17 protein-coding genes are annotated in these 16,687 nt (G+C 62.2%); 14 read left to right on the top strand and 3 right to left on the bottom strand.

What is annotated here, in order from left to right; genetic code table 11:
* Positions 1-68 precede the first annotated feature (68 nt).
* The 4 genes from AC07VI_RS06930 to AC07VI_RS06915 all read left to right on the top strand — a co-directional run bounded on the left by AC07VI_RS06930 (position 69) and on the right by AC07VI_RS06915 (position 2,404).
* The gene (locus tag AC07VI_RS06930; protein ID WP_086146264.1) at positions 69-950 is read left to right on the top strand and encodes a LysR family transcriptional regulator; all 882 of its coding nucleotides are present in this window, start codon (positions 69-71) and stop codon (positions 948-950) included.
* Between the two features lie 265 nt (positions 951-1,215).
* Positions 1,216-1,587 carry a hypothetical protein gene (locus AC07VI_RS06925; protein ID WP_139842523.1) on the top strand — a complete coding sequence of 124 codons (372 nt, stop codon included), beginning with the start codon at positions 1,216-1,218 and terminating at the stop codon, positions 1,585-1,587.
* Between the two features lie 102 nt (positions 1,588-1,689).
* The gene (locus tag AC07VI_RS06920; protein ID WP_086146263.1) at positions 1,690-1,911 is read left to right on the top strand and encodes a DUF6434 domain-containing protein; all 222 of its coding nucleotides are present in this window, start codon (positions 1,690-1,692) and stop codon (positions 1,909-1,911) included.
* A 34-nt stretch (positions 1,912-1,945) separates the two neighbouring features.
* Positions 1,946-2,404 (top strand): hypothetical protein, encoded by a 459-nt coding sequence (locus AC07VI_RS06915; RefSeq protein ID WP_492994147.1) that lies wholly within the window; start codon positions 1,946-1,948, stop codon positions 2,402-2,404.
* A 3-nt stretch (positions 2,405-2,407) separates the two neighbouring features.
* On the opposite strand, the gene AC07VI_RS06910 is transcribed toward AC07VI_RS06915, so the two are convergent.
* Together AC07VI_RS06910 and AC07VI_RS06905 are read right to left on the bottom strand one after the other, a co-directional pair.
* A complete protein-coding gene (locus AC07VI_RS06910; RefSeq protein ID WP_492994145.1) occupies positions 2,408-3,463 on the bottom strand; it encodes an NAD(P)/FAD-dependent oxidoreductase in 1,056 nt (351 codons plus the stop codon).
* 36 nt (positions 3,464-3,499) lie between these two features.
* Entirely contained in the window at positions 3,500-3,652 is a 153-nt protein-coding gene (locus tag AC07VI_RS06905; RefSeq protein WP_172404769.1) for a hypothetical protein, read from the bottom strand.
* A 357-nt stretch (positions 3,653-4,009) separates the two neighbouring features.
* On the opposite strand from AC07VI_RS06905, the gene vioA reads away from it, so the two are divergent.
* The 6 genes from vioA (at position 4,010) to AC07VI_RS06875 (ending at position 12,574) form a co-directional block, all read left to right on the top strand.
* Positions 4,010-5,311, top strand: a complete 1,302-nt coding sequence (gene vioA, locus AC07VI_RS06900; RefSeq protein ID WP_492994143.1) for a flavin-dependent violacein biosynthesis tryptophan-2 monooxygenase VioA — start codon at positions 4,010-4,012, stop codon at positions 5,309-5,311.
* Positions 5,308-8,319 carry an iminophenyl-pyruvate dimer synthase VioB gene (gene vioB / locus AC07VI_RS06895; protein ID WP_492994141.1) on the top strand — a complete coding sequence of 1,004 codons (3,012 nt, stop codon included), beginning with the start codon at positions 5,308-5,310 and terminating at the stop codon, positions 8,317-8,319. Before vioA ends, vioB begins: the two co-directional genes overlap by 4 nt.
* Position 8,320: 1 nt before the next feature.
* Positions 8,321-9,610, top strand: a complete 1,290-nt coding sequence (gene vioC / locus AC07VI_RS06890) for an NADP-dependent violacein biosynthesis oxygenase VioC (protein WP_492994139.1) — start codon at positions 8,321-8,323, stop codon at positions 9,608-9,610.
* Entirely contained in the window at positions 9,610-10,728 is a 1,119-nt protein-coding gene (vioD, locus tag AC07VI_RS06885) for a flavin-dependent violacein biosynthesis monooxygenase VioD (RefSeq protein ID WP_492994137.1), read from the top strand. Before vioC ends, vioD begins: the two co-directional genes overlap by 1 nt.
* Before the next feature lie 9 nt (positions 10,729-10,737).
* Positions 10,738-11,319 carry a violacein biosynthesis enzyme VioE gene (vioE, locus tag AC07VI_RS06880; RefSeq protein WP_492994135.1) on the top strand — a complete coding sequence of 194 codons (582 nt, stop codon included), beginning with the start codon at positions 10,738-10,740 and terminating at the stop codon, positions 11,317-11,319.
* 91 nt (positions 11,320-11,410) lie between these two features.
* Positions 11,411-12,574, top strand: coding sequence for an MFS transporter (locus AC07VI_RS06875; protein WP_492994133.1), 1,164 nt, complete (start codon positions 11,411-11,413; stop codon positions 12,572-12,574).
* Positions 12,575-12,704: 130 nt separating this feature from the next.
* Here AC07VI_RS06875 and AC07VI_RS06870 read toward each other — a convergent pair whose 3' ends face one another.
* On the bottom strand, positions 12,705-13,247 hold the full coding sequence (locus AC07VI_RS06870) for a GNAT family N-acetyltransferase (RefSeq protein WP_099374491.1): 543 nt from the start codon (positions 13,245-13,247) through the stop codon (positions 12,705-12,707).
* A gap of 76 nt (positions 13,248-13,323) precedes the next feature.
* Between AC07VI_RS06870 and AC07VI_RS06865 the strand changes: the two genes are divergently transcribed.
* From AC07VI_RS06865 to AC07VI_RS06850, 4 genes are all read left to right on the top strand, one after another.
* Positions 13,324-14,535 (top strand): citrate synthase family protein, encoded by a 1,212-nt coding sequence (locus AC07VI_RS06865; RefSeq protein WP_253251943.1) that lies wholly within the window; start codon positions 13,324-13,326, stop codon positions 14,533-14,535.
* Positions 14,536-14,574: 39 nt separating this feature from the next.
* The gene (locus tag AC07VI_RS06860) at positions 14,575-15,066 is read left to right on the top strand and encodes a MarR family winged helix-turn-helix transcriptional regulator (RefSeq protein WP_492994130.1); all 492 of its coding nucleotides are present in this window, start codon (positions 14,575-14,577) and stop codon (positions 15,064-15,066) included.
* Between the two features lie 33 nt (positions 15,067-15,099).
* On the top strand, positions 15,100-15,552 hold the full coding sequence (locus AC07VI_RS06855) for a PaaI family thioesterase (RefSeq protein ID WP_070310764.1): 453 nt from the start codon (positions 15,100-15,102) through the stop codon (positions 15,550-15,552).
* An 82-nt stretch (positions 15,553-15,634) separates the two neighbouring features.
* Positions 15,635-16,606, top strand: coding sequence for a hypothetical protein (locus AC07VI_RS06850; protein ID WP_492994128.1), 972 nt, complete (start codon positions 15,635-15,637; stop codon positions 16,604-16,606).
* The last annotated feature ends 81 nt before the right edge of the window (positions 16,607-16,687 follow it).

The raw sequence follows: 16,687 nt of genomic DNA, 5'->3' as shown, positions 1-16,687 counted from the left end.
AGCATTTTATGTCGCCCTGGAATGGCATTCAAGTTAAAATCCATCTGTAAAACAGATAGGTTGATGCCATGCAATGGACTTTGGAACAAATGCGTTACTTTGAAGCGGCTGTCGCGGCCGGTTCTTTCTCGGGCGCGGCGCGCCGGCTGGGCCGCGCGCAATCGGTGGTCAGCACCTCGATCGGGCTGCTGGAAGCGGAGTTCGGCGTGGAACTGTTCGACCGTTCGCGCCGCAGCGCCGTGCTGACGGAAGCGGGCAAGGTGATGCACCTGGAAGCGTGCGAACTGCTGCGCCAGGCCGAGCGCTTGCAGCTGCGCGCCCAGCTGCTGAGCGAGGCACCCGAGGCGCAGCTGACCCTGGCCCTGGACGAAGCCCTGCCCTACCTGGCCATCGGCACTTTGGTGAAAGAGCTGGCGGCGCGCTACCCGGCGCTGGAACTGGTGATGCTCAACGCCACCGCGTCCGAGGTGGCGCAATACGTCGAGCAGCAGCAAGCCGACGTGGCTTTTCATTTTGACCGCGGCCCGATCTCGCCCGTGCTGGAACAGCAGCACATCGGCAGCGTGGCCCAAGGCGTGTTCGTGGCCAAAGGCCACCCCATGGCCCATGGCCAGGAAGTAAGCCGCAACGAGCTGACCCGCTACCGCCAGCTGATCATGGATTCCGAACTGAACCGCGAACACGCGTTCAGCCCCGCCGTCTGGTTTTCCGACAGTTTTTACAGCATCGCGGAAATGGTCGCCGACGGGCTGGGCTGGGCGATTCTGCCCCTGAACATCGCCAATTACGACAACTACAAGGGCTATTTGCAGGAAGTACCCTGCCCTGCGCTGGCTTTATCCAGGCTGCCGGTGCGGCGCTTGTCGATTCACGGCAAGAAACTCAGCGAGACGAGCTTGTGGCTGACGACCAGGCTGGCGGAGTTGCTGGCGGATGGGCCGCGGGGCTGAAAAGTGGCCATGGTGGAGCTTGACGACGCCGGTGGCGAAAGCCCCACCAAGATGCTGGCATGGAATGATGCACTGGCCATCAGCGATAGTTTGATGCAGAAAGTCGATTGCTATCCAGTGCGTTACCGGGTACATGCCGGGTACATGCATTCCCTGCGGCACAGCATCTTGAGTCGGCGCCAGCCTTTGAATTGTAGAACTTCATTCGAACGATTGATATCAGCCCAATTCATTTTAAATAAAATTACCAGCAGAGCCTGAAATTATGAAAATAACCTGCGACTATGCAAGAGAAGTTGAAATTGCGGTGGAATTTCCGATTTCAATACTATGCGAATATAATGGCCATGACAATTTAGATGTGACGCTCGATGATAATATAATATATCTGACTAATGAGGCCTTGAGAAAATCCGGAGTATATGTAAAAAAACAAGCGATGAAAACATATTATTCCGAGAAAAATGAAGAAATTCTAAGTTATCAACTGACATTGATCGTTCGGCCACCAGGATTTAACTTATATTGCATTGTGAATGACTTGACTCAGGAGAATTTTCATCAAGGATTATGTATTAAACTGCAATCTCAGCATCATGGTTTTAGCATAGTATATGCGGAATCTGCTGTCGGATGAGGCTGAGCTGAGCATTGATGTATTTCCAAGGCCTGAGTTCACGAGCAAGCTCACCTACAGGTCGTTCTCTACCCAGCCTTAATATGTCAGGAAGGATGCAGCATGGATTTCGATTGGCATGGCGATACCATCACCCGGCACACGGTCATTGACGCCAACTACAGGAACACCCAGAACGTCAGGCGCTTCCTGCTTGCCCAGTGCGGGCCAAAGTTCAAGCTTGACCGTGAATTCATGGCCTGGATCGGCGATGGCGCCGTCAAAAACATGGGCGATGTCGCAGATGAATGGATGCGCCGACATAATCAAGCCGGTGATGCGTAAATAAACAAATATTGATAAGCATTGAAAGCTTTACATGATTCACTCAACCGTCGTAAGCAACTGGTTCGCCATGGCCAAAGACGATGCCGTGGAAATCGATCCCGACGACATCAACCACGAAGCCCGAACCAATATGTGGCGCTTTTCGCCCACGGACGAGGAGACGCCGCAGATCCATGCGGCCGATATCGTCGCCTTCATCGGCGAGGTGATCGCGGCGCGCCGCAGCGCGGTCAAGGGCGAGGACATGCTGTTCTATTGCTGGCACGACGCGCAATGCCGCCAGTTGCGTTTCAGCCTGGTGTCGCGCTCGCATGGGCGGCTGCCGTTTCGCTGCGCGCTGCGCGAAACGCGGGATCCGGCGCTGATCGCCGAGCGCGTGGTGAACGGCGACTGGCGCAACGAGGATTTCATGCAGGCCCCGTCGGAGGACGGCGATGAGCAGGAGCCGGCGCCGTTCGTGCTGCCCGTGTTCGTGGCGCCTGTGCCCTAGGAGTCAGCGCGCCTGAAAACGCGCGGGCCGGCAAGCCTCCAGGGCCGCAGCCGGCTGGCCATCGACGATTTCCCCGCTGGCCAGCTGCCCCACGATGGCCGCCAGCACGACGCCCGAATGCATGGCGCAGACATACACCCCTTTGATATTTGGCAGATAGCCGATGACGGGCACGCCGTCAAGCGGCATGGGGCGCAGGCCGATGCCGGCGAATGCCGGCGCGATGGCCTCCGCCCCCTCCAGTTCGTCCCGGATCGCGCTGGCCGTGCGCAGCGCGATGGCGGCGGGCTGGTTTTCCGGCGCGTCGTCCAGATAGTCTTCCGCTGCCAGCATGGTCCCGTCCTCGGCTTGCCGCACTTCCATTGCATGATTGGAAATGATGCCGCGCACGAGGCCGCGCGGCGCCTGGTAGCGCAGGAAGATGGCGGGCGAGGCGTGAATCGGCAAGTCAACTCCCAGCTGCGCGGCCAGGCTGGCCGTGCCCGTGCCCGCCGCCAGCACGACAATATCGGCCCCGATGAGGCCCGCGGCCGTCTCCACGCCCGTCACCTGCGCGTCCCGGACGGTAAAACCCAGCACGGGCGTGTGCGTGCGGACCGTTACACCGAGCGCCTGGGCCGCCGCCAGCAAGGCATGCGTGGCGGCAACGGCGTCGAGCGCGCCCTGCTCCGGCTCGTGGACGGCCTGTTGCGGCGGCTGCCGCAGCTGAGGTTCAAGCTGGGCGATGCGCGAGCGGTCAATCAAGATGGATTCGGGCGACACACGCCCATCCTGCGTGCCATACGACAAGGCGCCGTGCCAGCGCACCGTCAAGCCCGGCACCTGCGATTCCAGCTTCCGGTAGGCTGCGATGGCGCCGCCGCGCAGGGCCGCGATGGGATCAATCCCCGCGCAGGAGGCGTTAATCCACGCAAACGAAGTGCCCGTCACGCCGGACGCGACGGCGCCCGCCTCGACCACGGTGACTTGTGCGCCCTTGCTGGCCAGGTGGTAGGCGAGCGACGCGCCGACGATGCCGGCGCCGATGACGACGACGCGTTCTGGAACACTTTGATTCATAGTTGACAACTTTGCTTATTTATCACAATACCGAGTCTACCACAGGCGCCGCAACTCCAGCGCATAGGCATGGCCATCGACAACCTTGCCTTCCACGATGACGATATCTAGAACCCGGCAAGGCGCCGCGCAACCGTGCGCGAACCCACCAGCCACGCCATCAGCAGCGTAGTGGCCATGGCGGAGCATTGCAATCAGTCCATGAATTCGGACATGGCGCCTCCCGTTTTTGACGAGCGTAGCGACATTACCGCTTGATCAGCGCGCGCCACGCAAAGGGCAACTACATTGATATTTATCAAACTGACAGCCCGATACCCGAGCTATCGTCGGTGCCATCTTTGATTTGAAACAGAAACTCTGCTGCCAAGAATCGACCATTCCAGACACAACGCCAGTTCTCGCCAGGCTCTTCATTCCCCAGCCGAAAACGCTTGCCAAGTGCGGTAACACGCTGCGCCCCCTCCCTTGCCTGCATGTGCCGGGGACACTTTTGCCGGCGATTTTGCAGCTTTTCGATTAATGAACGTTAAAAAGGAATTTCGTATGAGCACGTATTCTGACATTTGCATCGTCGGCGCCGGCATAGGCGGCTTGACTTGCGCCAACCGCCTGATCGACGCCGCCGCCAAAAGGAAGCTGCACATCCGGGTATTCGACCTGAACGCCACGGTGGGCGGCCGCATCCAGTCGCGGAAAATCGACGGCAAGGAAATCGCCGAACTCGGCGCCGCCCGCTACTCGCCTCAACTGCATCCGCATTTCCAGCAATTGATGCAGGGCAGCGGACTGCCGCATGCGGTCTACCCGTTCACCGAGGTCATTTCCCACGACAGCGTGCTGGAAGAGCTGAAGGCAACGCTCGATGGCCTGAGCCCGATGCTGAACGAGCATCCGAACGACTCCTTCCTCGAGTTCGTCAGCCATTACCTGGGCGCCGACAAGGCCAGCCACATCATCAAGGCGACCGGCTATGACGCCCTGCTGCTGCCGATGGTGTCGGCGGTCATGGCCTACGACATCATCAAGAAGCACCCGGAAACGCAGCACTTTACGGAAAACGCCGCCAACCAGTGGCGCTATGCCACCGACGGCTACCACGCGCTGCTGTGCCAGTTGCAGCACCAGGCCCAGGCCGCCGGGGTGGAATTCCGGCTCGAACACCGTTTGCTGTCCGTAGAGAAATCCGGCGCCGAGCATGTGCTCGCCTTCAGCCACCAGGGCGACACGCAGATGCACCGCGCGCGCCATCTGGTGATGGCCATCCCGCCATCCGCCATGCCGCGCCTGAACCTGGATTTCCCGCACGCCTGGAGTCCGTTCCAGTATGACTCGCTGCCCCTGTTCAAGGGTTTCTTCACGTTCGACACGGCCTGGTGGGACGCGCTCGGGCTGACCGACAAGGTGCTGATGGCGGCAAATCCCCTGCGCAAAATTTACTTCAAGAGCGACAAGTATGTGCTGTTCTATACCGACAGCAAAAGCGCCACCTACTGGCGGGACAGCCTGGAGCTCGGTGAAGACGTGTACCTGGAGCGTGTCCGCAGCCATCTGGAAGAAGTTCTGCCGCTCGATGGCCAGCCGCTGCCGCAGATCAAGGCGCACTTCCACAAGTTCTGGCCGCATGGCGTCGAGTTTTGCGTGGAGCCGGAAGCCGAGCACCCGGCCGTCCTGCTGCACCGGGACGGCATCATTTCCTGCTCGGATGCCTATACCGCGCATTGCGGCTGGATGGAAGGCAGCCTGATCAGCGCCAAGCAAGCCAGCGGCCTGTTGCTGCAACGGCTCGATCAACTGGAGGACGCCGCCAACGATACCTTCATCACTTCCTCGACTGAGCGCGCATGAGCCTACTTGACTTCCCCCGCCTGCATTTTCGGGGTTTTGCCCGCGCCAATGTGCCGACCGGAAATCGCAATACGCACGGCAACATCGATATCGCCACGAATACGGTATCGATGGCGGGAGAAGCTGTCGACCTGAGCCGGCCGCCGGCCGAATTCCATGCGCACCTGAAACAGCTTGCCCCCCGTTTCAATGCGGCGGGCAAGCCGGATCCGGACGGTATCTTCAGCCAGGCGGCAGGCTACAATTTTTGCGGCAACAATCATTTCTCGTGGGAAAACGCGAGGATCACGGGCGTCCAGCTGCGCGATGGCGAGGTCGATACGCAAGACGCGCTGGTGGGCGCCAAGCTGGCCCTGTGGGGCCACTACAACGAGTACCTGCGCACCACGTTCAACCGCGCCAGGTGGGTCGACAACAACCCTGCCAAGCCGGACACGACGCTGATCTACGCCGGCCAGTTCACCGTCAGCGACAAGCAGGCCACGCCCAGCACGCCCACCTTGTTCACCGCCGACATCGCGCAGGCGCATTCGGTGCGCTGGCTCGGCAGCGGCCATATCACCGAGCGCAGCGGGCATTTCCTGGACGAGGAATTCGGCCGCTCCAGGCTGTTCCAGTTTTCCGTGTCCAAGCACGACCCGCATTTCCTGTTCAACGCGGACCTCGCGCTGCCGGCCAGCATGCATGCCTTGCAGCAGGCACTGGCCGACGACGCGGTGCTGGGCCTGACGGTGCAGTATTGCCTGTTCAATATGTCGACGCCGCAAAAACCCGACTCGCCCGTGTTCTACGACCTGGCCGGCAGCATCGGCCTGTGGCGGCGCGACGAGCTGGCCACCTATCCGGCCGGCCGCCTGCTGCAGCCGCGCCAGGGCAGCCTGGGGCCGGTGCTGGTCAAAGTGCACGCGGACCGCGTCGCGTTCAACATGCCGACCGCCATTCCTTTCACCACGCGCGGCACGGGCGCCGTCTCGGAACAGCATCCCACGCATGCCCTGGGCGGCAAGCAGGCGCTGGGCGACCTGCTGCTGCATGACGGCGCCGGCACCTTGCTGGCGCGGATTCCCGAGCAGCTGTACCGTGACCACTGGCGCCATCACGGCGTCTTCGACGTGCCGCTGCAACAAATCCCCGCCTCGGGTTCGCTCAGCCTGGGCGGCGCGCAGGCGCAGTGGGAAGAAGCCGACTGGGTGCTGCAATCGGACAGCAACCAGCTGTACCTGGAAGCGCCGAACGGGAAAAAGCATGAAACATTTCCGCAGAGCATCACCATACAAAGCCGCTTCCGCGGCGAGCTGGCGGCGCCCGCGTCCCTGCCGGCGCAGGCCGAGGACGGCGCGCTGCTGGCTGTGGCGCGGCAGCCCTCGCCGCTTGGGACCGGCTACACGGCGCTGGCCCTGACGGGCCGCCAGCCGGGCGCGACCAGGATCGTGCTGGGGACCGGCAAGGATAAACAGTACCTCGGCGTGCGCGTGCTGCCCGACGACTGGGATCTCGACGACGTGCCGGCCGAACAGGTCGACTACGCCTTCCTCTACCGGCATGTGATGAGCTACTACGAGCTCGTGTACCCCTTCATGTCGGACAAGGTCTTCAGCCTGGCGGACCAGTGCAAGTGCGAAACGTATTCGCGCCTGATGTGGCAGATGTGCGATCCGCAAAACCGCGACAAGAGCTACTACATGCCCAGCACCCGCGAACTGTCGCTGCCAAAGTCGCGCCTGTTCCTGAAATACCTGACGCAGGTCGAGGCAAAGGCCAGGGCGGCGGTGCCGGCACCGGCTGCGCCGCATGCCATCGGCAGCAAGGCGGAGCTGATCGAGGAACTGAAAAAAGCCATCGACCTGGAACTGTCGCTCATGCTGCAATACCTGTATGCCGCGTATTCGATTCCCAATTATGCGCAAGGGGCGGCGCTGGTGCGGGCCGGCCGCTGGCTGCCGGCCGAGCTGGAACTGGCCTGCGGCGGCGAAGACCGGCGCCGCAACAGCGGGACGCGCGGCATGTTGCTGGAAATCGCCCACGAAGAAATGATTCACTACTTATTAGTCAACAATGTGTTGATGGCGCTTGGCGAACCGTTTTATGGCGGCGCCCCCGTGCTGGGCCAGCAGGCGCGCCAGCGTTTCGGCCTGGACACGGAATTCGCACTTGAGCCATTTTCCGAACACGTGCTGGCCCGCTTCGTGCGTTTCGAATGGCCCGACTATATTCCCACGCCGGGCAAATCGATTGCCACCTTCTATACGGCGATCCGCCAGGCCCTGGCCGGTTTGCCTGGCCTGTTCGAGAACGGCGGCAAGCGCGGCGGCGAACACCATCTGTTCCTGAAGGAACTGACCAACCGCGCCTATCCCGGCTACCAGCTGGAAGTGTCCGACCGCGACAGCGCGCTGTTCGCCATCGACTTCGTCACCGAGCAGGGGGAAGGCGTGGCCGTCGATTCGCCGCATTTCGCTTCCTCGCACTTCCAGCGCCTGCGAGCCGTCGCCGGCAGGTTTTCAGGCTGCGACAAGCCGTTCGAGCCGGCCCTGCCGGCGCTGAAGAATCCCGTGCTCGAAGCGCGCGCGGACTGCAGCGTGGTGACTGACCAGCAGGCGCGCGCGCTGATGCAGCTGTATCAGGGCTGCTACGAACTGACCTTCCTGCTGATGGCGCACCATTTCGCGCAGCAGCCGCTGGGCAGCCTGCGCCGTTCGCGCCTGATGAACGCCTCGATCGACATCATGACCGGCCTGTTGCGCCCCCTGTCGGCCGCCCTGATGAACATGCCGTCCGGCGTGCCCGGCCGCCATGCGGGACCGCCCGTGCCCGAGCCGGTCGGCAACCGGGTCAGCAGCGACTACAGCCTGGGCTGCGACATGCTGGCGCAGAAATGCCTGGCGCTGGCGCAGTATGCGCGCGGCCTTGAGAGCGATGTCATCGGCATGGCGCCGATCGAAATGTTGGAGTTTTTTAATCAGCAACTTACCGATTTATCTCGGGGAAAGATGTCAAGAGAGGCCTGAAATGCATAAAATCATTATCGTCGGCGGGGGCCTGGCAGGTAGCCTCAGCGCCATTTATCTGGCGCAACGGGGACACGATGTCCACGTCGTCGAAAAACGCGGCGATCCGCTGCTGGAAAATGCCGCCAACGCCGACCCGGTCAACGCGCGCGCCATCGGCGTAAGCATGACGGTGCGCGGCATCAAGGCCGTCCTCGGTGCCGGCATCAGCAAACAGGAGCTCGACCAGTGCGGCGAGCCCATCGTCGGCATGGCATTTTGCGTGGGCGGCCGGCACCGGATACGCGAACTGACCCCGCTCGAAGGCCTGTTTCCCCTGTCGCTGGACCGCACGGCCTTCCAGCGCCTGCTGAACCGGCATGCCGTCAAGCACGAGGTGAAATATTACTTTGAGCATAAATGCCTGGATGTCGACCTGGAAAGAAAGATCGTGCTGATCCAGGGTCCGGACGGCACCGTGCAGCAGTTGTATGGCGACCTGGTCATTGGCGCCGACGGCGCCCACTCCGCCGTGCGGCGCGCCATGCAAAGCGGCGTGCGCCGCTTCGAGTTCAGGCAGAGTTACTTCCGCCATGGCTACAAGACGCTGGTGTTGCCGAACGCGGCGGACCTGGGTTTCAGGAAGGATTTGCTGTACTTCTTCGGCATGGATTCCAAGGGACTGTTTGCCGGCCGCGCGGCCACCATTCCGGACGGCAGCATCAGCTTCGCCCTGTGCCTGCCCTACACCGGCACGCCCAGCCTGGGCACGCTGAACCGCGAAGCCATGGCCGATTTCTTCAGCCGCTACTTCGGCACCCTGCCGCCGGAGCGCCGCCAGGAGATGCTGGACCAGTTCATGGCGCTGCCCAGCAACGACCTCATCAATGTCCGCTCCAGCACCTTCCATTACAAGGCCAATATCCTGCTGATCGGCGATGCGGCGCATGCCACCGCCCCCTTCCTCGGACAAGGCATGAACATGGCGCTGGAAGACGTCCACGTCTTCGTTTCCCTGCTGGAAAAACATGGCAATGCCCTGGGGCCCGCCCTGTCCGAGTTCACGCAGCAGCGCAAGGTGCAGGCAGACGCCATGCAGGACATGGCGATCGCCAACTATGAAGCGCTGAGCAATCCGAATCTGATTTTCTTCCTGCAGACGCGCTACACGCGCTACATGCACAAGAAATTCCCCCGTGTTTATCCGCCCGACATGGCGGAGAAACTGTACTTCACATCGGTTCCTTACGATGAACTGCAGCAGATCCAGAAGAAACAAAACGTTTGGTACAAACTTGGAAGGGTAAATTAATGAACATTCTCGTCATCGGCGCCGGCCCCGCAGGCCTGCTCTTCGCCAGTCAGATGAAACAGGCCCAGCCCGGCTGGAAGATCAGCATTACGGAAAAAAATACCCCGGAAGAAGTGCTGGGCTGGGGCGTGGTGCTGCCGGGGCGGCCGCCGCGCCATCCCGCCAACCCGCTCTCCTATCTGGAGCAGCCGGAACGGCTCAATCCGCAGTTCCTGGAAGAATTCAAGCTCGTGCATCACGACCAGCCCAAGCTGATGAGCACCGGCGTCACCCTGTGCGGCGTCGGACGCCAGGCCCTGGTGCAGGCCCTGCGCGCCAAGTGCGTGGCGGCCGGCATCGCCATCCGCTATGAAACGCCGCCGGCGGACCAGGCGCAGCTGGAAGCCGAGCACGACCTGGTGGTGGTGTCGAACGGCGTCAATTACAAATCGCTGGACTTGCCGCCCGCGCTGGCGCCGCACATCGATTTCGGCCGCAACAAATACATCTGGTACGGCACCACCCAGCTGTTCGACCAGATGAATCTGGTGTTCCGCAGCAATGAGCAAGGCATTTTCATCGGCCATGCCTATAAATACTCCGACACGATGAGCACCTTCATCGTCGAATGCAGCGAAGAGACCTACGCCAAGGCGGGGCTGGAGGCGCTGTCCGAGCGCGACGCCGCCGCGTACATCGCCAAAACATTCAAGGCCGAACTCGGTGAGCATGGTCTCCTCAGCCAACCGGGCCAGGGCTGGCGCAACTTCATGACGCTCAGCCACGACCGGGCCTGCGACGGCAAGTTCGTGCTGCTCGGCGATGCGCTGCAATCGGGGCATTTTTCCATCGGCCATGGCACCACCATGGCCGTGGTGGCTGCCCTGCTGCTGGTCAAGGTTCTCAATACCGAAGCCGGCGCGGTGGCCGCCCTGGACAGCTTCAATGCCCGCGCCGTGCCCCTGATGCAATTGTTCAAGGACCACGCCAACAGCAGCCGCCTGTGGTTTGAAAGCGTGGGCGAGCGTATCGGACTGAGCAATGAAGAGCTGACCGCCAGCTTCGACGCGCGCCGCAAGGACTTGCCGTCGCTGCAGGAAGCGCTGATGGCCAGCCTTGGCTACGCGCTGGGCCGCTAGGGAGCTGCCATGCCGGCACACCTCGCCCCGCCGCTGCTGCCGCTGCAATGGAGCAGCGCCTATATCTCCTACTGGACACCGATGCAGGAGGACGATCAGGTCACGTCCGGTTATTGCTGGTTCGACTATGCGCGCAACATCTGCCGCATCGATGGCCTGTTCAATCCCTGGTCGGAAAAGGAACACGGGCACCTGCTGTGGATGTCGGAAATCGGCGATGCCAGGCGCAAACAAAGCCGCAAGCAGAAAGTTGCCTACGCAAGGCAAGCGCAGGCAACTGGCGCGCAGCTGCAGGGCATGGCGCTGGCCGATGAGGTGACGCCGTTCCATGACCTGTTCCTGCCGCAAGCCGTGCTGCCGGACGCCGGCGCGCGTCACGACGGCCGCCACACCGTGCTGGGCCAGGAGGCCGACGCGTGGATAGTCGAGCGGATGGGCAAGCCGCCATCGGTCTTTTACCTGGAGGCCGGCGGCAACCGCCTGCTGCGCATGGTCACGGGCAACGACCCGCAGCACCTTTCGGTACGCGACTTCCCCAACCTGCAAGTCGGCGGCATTCCGGACAGCGTCTTTACGTCTTGCAACATGTGACCAGGCCGTGGCGCGCGCAAGAGCCGCATGCGGCCCGGGCGCGCGCCACCCCCGGCTAGTGTTTTAGCTACTAATCTCGAAGGATATTGCTATGCCGCTGCTTGTTTACATTCTGGGGTTGACGATCTTTTCGTTAACGACATCCGAATTCATGGTGGCGGGCATGATGCCGTCGCTGGCCCTGGCCATGGACGAACCGGTCACGCGGATCGGCTACCTGATTTCGCTCTATGCCATGGGCATGGTCATCGGCGGGCCGCTGAGTACCATTGCCTTGCTCAAACTGCGCGTGCCGAACAAGCAGGGATTGCTGTGGCTGCTGGGCTTTTATATCCTTGCCCAATCCGTCGCCGCGTCGGCCACCAGCTATGACATCCTGGCCATCGCACGCGTGGTCACGGGCGTGGCGGCCTCCACCTGCTTTGGCTTGTCGCTGGCCATTTGTGCCGACATCGTCGCTCCCGACGCGCGCGGACGCGCCGCCGCCGTCGTGATCGGCGGCCTCATGCTCGCTTCGGTGGTCGGCGTGCCGGTCGCCACGCTCATCGACCAGCACCTGGGATGGCGCGCCAGCTTCTGGCTGGTGGTACTGCTGGCGCTCTTGTGTCTGGCGCTCATTACTGTGCTGGTGCCGCGCGTCAAGCCGTCCGAAGTCGTCAGCCTCGGCAAGGAACTGGGGGAGTTCCGCAACCGCCATCTGTGGGCAGCGTATGCCAGCAGCGGCCTCATCATCGGTGCGATTTTCGCGGCGTTCAGCTATTTCGCGGCCATCCTGACGGAAATTACCGGCTTTCCCGCATCCGCTATCCCCTGGCTGCTGGGCGTCTATGGCGTCGCCAACGTGGTGGGCAATGGCGTGGTCGGCCGTTATGCGGACCGCTACACCACGCCCATCATGGTCTGGGGCATGGTCATCCTGAGCATCAGCCTGGCGCTGTTCGCGGTCTTTGCGCAGGACAAGGCCATCAGCGTCGCCTTGCTGGTCGTCACAGGCCTGGTGGGCATGTCGATGAATCCCGCCATCATCGCCCGCGTGATGAAAACCGCCCATCCCGGGCCGCTGGTCAACACCGTCCATACCTCCGTCATCAATATCGGCCTGGGCGCCGGCTCATGGCTCGGCGGCCTCGGCATTGCCGCCGGCTACGGCCTGCGCTCCCCGCTGTGGGTCGGCGTCGCGCTGGCACTGCTTGGATTAATCAGCTTGCTGCCTTACCTCGGGCACAGGGCGCGCGATTCGGTGCTGTCGCATTAACGGTATGCGTGCGGACCGTGGCGCCGAGCGCCCGGGCCGCGGCCGCAAGGCGTGAGTTGCGCCGACGATGCCAATGCGTTCTGCGCGTTCTGGCTCATCATGATTCATATCTGCCAACGTTGCTTATCTATCACCTGGCAGGGTCTATCCCAGCCGAGCGCAAATCCAGCGCATAAGCATGGCCGTCGACAACCTTGCCTTCCACGATGGCGATAGCGGGCACGGCCACGCCCTGCACGAAGCCGCAGCGCACCAGCACGCGGATCGACGCCGCATTGCCGTCGATGGCGTAGGCGCACAGGCTGGCCAGCTGCCATTCGTTTTGCGCCAGATCAATCAGGTGACGCAGCGCGGCCGTGGCCAGGCCCCTGCCCGCCTGCTGCTGGCCGATGCGGTAGCCGACTTCAGCCGTTCCCAGTTGCTGGTCGATGTCCTTGAGGTTGGCGCGCCCGATCAGTTGCCCGTGTTCGTCAACGATGACGCAGGGGTGCAGGCGTCCCTGTGCGTGCTGGTCCAGGAATTGCGCGACGTGCGCCTGCACGCCGTCGTGGCTGTAAAAATCGTCGGGACGCCGGTCGATATGGCGCTCGAACCAGGCCCGGTTGGCTTGTTCGAAAGCCAGCAAGGGCGCGGCGTCGCCGGCGCGCAGGGTGCGAATCGTGTGTGTGCTCATGGAGACTCCTGGAAAGGCATGAGTCTAGTGACGCGCCGCCCGGCCCGTCAATCTTGATTCCATCAATCAATATAAAGTGGCAGCCGCTACAATGGCCGCCATGAACAACCATCTGTCCGCTCCTGACGCGGCACGCCTGCTGGGCGTCAGCCTGCCTACCCTGTATGCCTATGTCAGCCGGGGCTTGCTGACCTCCGTCAGCAACGGCACATCGCGCCGCAAGCGCTATCCGCAGGAAGACGTGCTGCGCCTGGCGGCGCGCAAGAACGACGCCAAACGGGGCGGCCAGACGGCCGTGGCCGCCATGCACTGGGGCTTGCCGGTGCTGGAAACGCGGATTTCCCATATTGTCGATGGACGATTGCTGTACCGCGGCTGCGATGCGACGGCATTGGCCGAGTCCGCGACGCTGGAAGCAATCGCCGGCCTGCTGTGGGACGATGGCGCCATCGATCATTTTCCGCAGGACGCGCCTGCCGTGCCGCAGGCGCTGGCCGGCGCGCCGGACGGGCCGCCGCTGGCGCGCGCCATGTTCGCCATGGCCAGCCTGGCGTCCGTTCCCGCGACGATGCCTGCAAGCATGCTGCAGTCCGGCCCCGCCCTGATGCGCCTGCTGGCCGCCGCCTTGCTGCAGACGGCGCCGTCCGCCTTGCCGCTGCACCGGCAACTGGCCCGGGCGTGGCAAGCCGGTGCGGAGCAGGCTGAATTGATCCGCGCCGCGCTCGTATTGCTGGCCGACCATGAATTGAATGCCTCGACGTTTGCCGTGCGCTGCGTCGCTTCGACGGGCGCCAGCCTGCCCGCCGCGCTGATGGCCGGGCTGGCGGCCTTGTCCGGCGACAAGCATGGCGGCGGCGGCGCGGCGGCCCGGCGCATGTTGACGCAGGCGCTGGCCGCGCCGGACGCCGGGGCCGCCATCGTCGCCTATTACAAGACCGTCGCGCCGGAATTCGCCGGTTTTGGCCACCCGCTGTATCCAGACGGCGACCCGCGCGCCGCGTATCTGCTGGAACGCCTGTCGGCGCTGTCGCGCGGGCACCCCCATCTGGCCGCCATCCTGGCCGTCTGCGCCACGGCAAGCGAGCTGCTCGATGTCCGCCCAAACGCCGACCTGGCGCTGGCCGCGATGGAACTGGCGTTCGGCTGGCCCGAGGGCGCGGGATGGAGCGTGTTTGCGCTGGCCCGCTCGGCCGGCTGGATCGCGCATGCCGCCGAGCAAGCCGCCAGCGCGGCCCTGATACGGCCCCGTGCCCGCTACATCGGACGCCACCGGCGCGACTGGCAATAGTCGCTTGATTTATTACGCATACGTAGTAGTATACTTCGCATGCGTACCAATACCTCGCCCCAATCCGACCTCGCCGATGCTCCCGCCTGCCCGCTGGGCGAGCGTTCGCCGCGCCTGTTCAACCTGCTCAACCTGGCGCGCCAGAATCTGTTCCGCTCGGCCGATGCCGTTTTCACCAGCGAACTGGGCTTTTCCGGCACGCAAGTGGTCGCCCTGTTTGCCCTGAAGGGCGAGGAAGGCTGCCAATTGAAGGATCTGGGGCGGGCGCTGCAGCTGAAAAACTCGGCCGTGACGGGCCTGGTGGCGCGCATGGAAGAAAACGGCCTGATCGTGCGCGGCCAGTCGGCGCTCGACGCGCGCGCCGGCGCCCTGCACATGTCGGCCAAGGGGGGCGAGGTACTGGCCCACGCCCTGCCCCTGCTCGACAGCCTGAATGAACAACTGAAAGCCGGTTTCAGCGAGGAAGAACTGGCCGTCGTCGCCCGCTTCCTGCTGCACGCCTCGCGCCTGCGTTTTACGCAGGACGTCTGATTCATCCCCACATCACCACCACAGGAGTTACCCATGCACCCGAAAGACATGACCGGCTTGCAACTGATGCAAGCGTTCGCGCAAGGCCTGTTTCCCCGGCCCGGCATTTCCAAGACCATGCCCATGGATGCGCACACGATCGAGCATGGCAGAGTCATCTTCACGGCCACGGCGAATGAAAACCACACGAATCCCATGGGCGGCGTGCACGGCGGTTTCGCCGCCACCGTGCTCGACACGGTCACGGGTTGCGCTACGCACACGGTCTTGCCGGCCGGCGAAAGCTACGGCACGACGGACCTGAACATCAAAATGTGCCGCCCCCTGCCCTTCAACGTGACGGTCTTTGCGGAAGGCAAAGTCATCAATGCGGGCCGCAACCTGGTCATTTCCGAAGGCACGATCCGCGACGAAGCCGGTAAAGTCTACGCGCACGCGACGGCCACCTGCATGATCATCCGCCCCCGGGAACAAGCGGCCGCGTGATATGGCCCGGCACTAGTCTGTGCAGTTTTTGGCTGTATCGACATTCAGAAAGACTGGAATTTTGCATGAAAGGCAGCATCTAATGGATTTCCATGTAAGCGCTAAATCCTATAATTGCTACGGCGGTCACACGACGTTATCTCCGATTGGGGATTTTCTTCTGGCGGGAGGCGGCAGCTTTGGAGACGCGATCAAGGAAATTGCAGTCACGCTTCACTTTAGAGACGCTGGTCCGGCAAAGAAGACGTTGGAAGCTCTGCTGGAGAAGCACAATAATTTCCGCTCAACGCTACCTAAGATCACTTATCGCAGAGCAAAGGGCAAGGTCGAGATCGATATCGCCAGCGAATTGATGGAAGGTCGGGACTGGACGCGCTCTGCAACATTGTCTTTGCCACTTTTTAAGGCAGGCGTTGATGAAGTCATCAATGCACTCGGGCTATTGCGAACGCGATTGAAGCGCACGGATGATTTCAGCCTGGAGAGATTTCTAGACCACTGTGAAGCTGCCAAGAAACGCATCCCCCATTCGGGGGAAGCTCTGCAACTCCTTGCGTCCGGGCTGGAGGCAGCAGCACGAGCCAAGCGTGATGGAATGTCACCCTGGGAGAAGTTGGGAATTGATTGGGAGGACTTTCATCCCAAAGCACGCGAAATTCTGGATGATCCATTTTTTTGGAGCTGCGCGGATGATTTCTCGCCGAACGGCAATGATACTGGAGCCGATCTTCTGGAGAGCTATCGCGATTGGCACAAGACGCACAAGACCGTCATGCCAATTCGATTCCTTGAGAAACTGGCAAGACAGTGGGGATACTCCGGCATCAACGCCATGGACGAGGATGTTCGCTGCGAAGCGGCGATTGCGCTCGCATTTGCCGATATCAAGCTAAGAGCGGCATGCGACCAGCAGGCGCGACAACTGGCATTGGACTGTATTGGGCAGCAAAGAGCCCGGGCGCTGGCCGCTGGGAACTGGTCTCATCGCGAAGAAAGGCTCAATGCGTTGAATCAGATCGAAGCAAAGTTGAAGCAAATTTCACTGTCAATTTAACTGCGGGCGGCAGCAATGGGCACAAGCCGCCAAAAGCAGAGCTTGACGAACGCCAGCCTCCTCCGGGCGAACCTCGCATAG

Source organism: Janthinobacterium sp. GW821-FHT03A03, from assembly GCF_059421435.1.
Note: the sequence above shows the minus strand (reverse complement) of the source record. Positions and strands in the feature narration are given on the sequence as shown.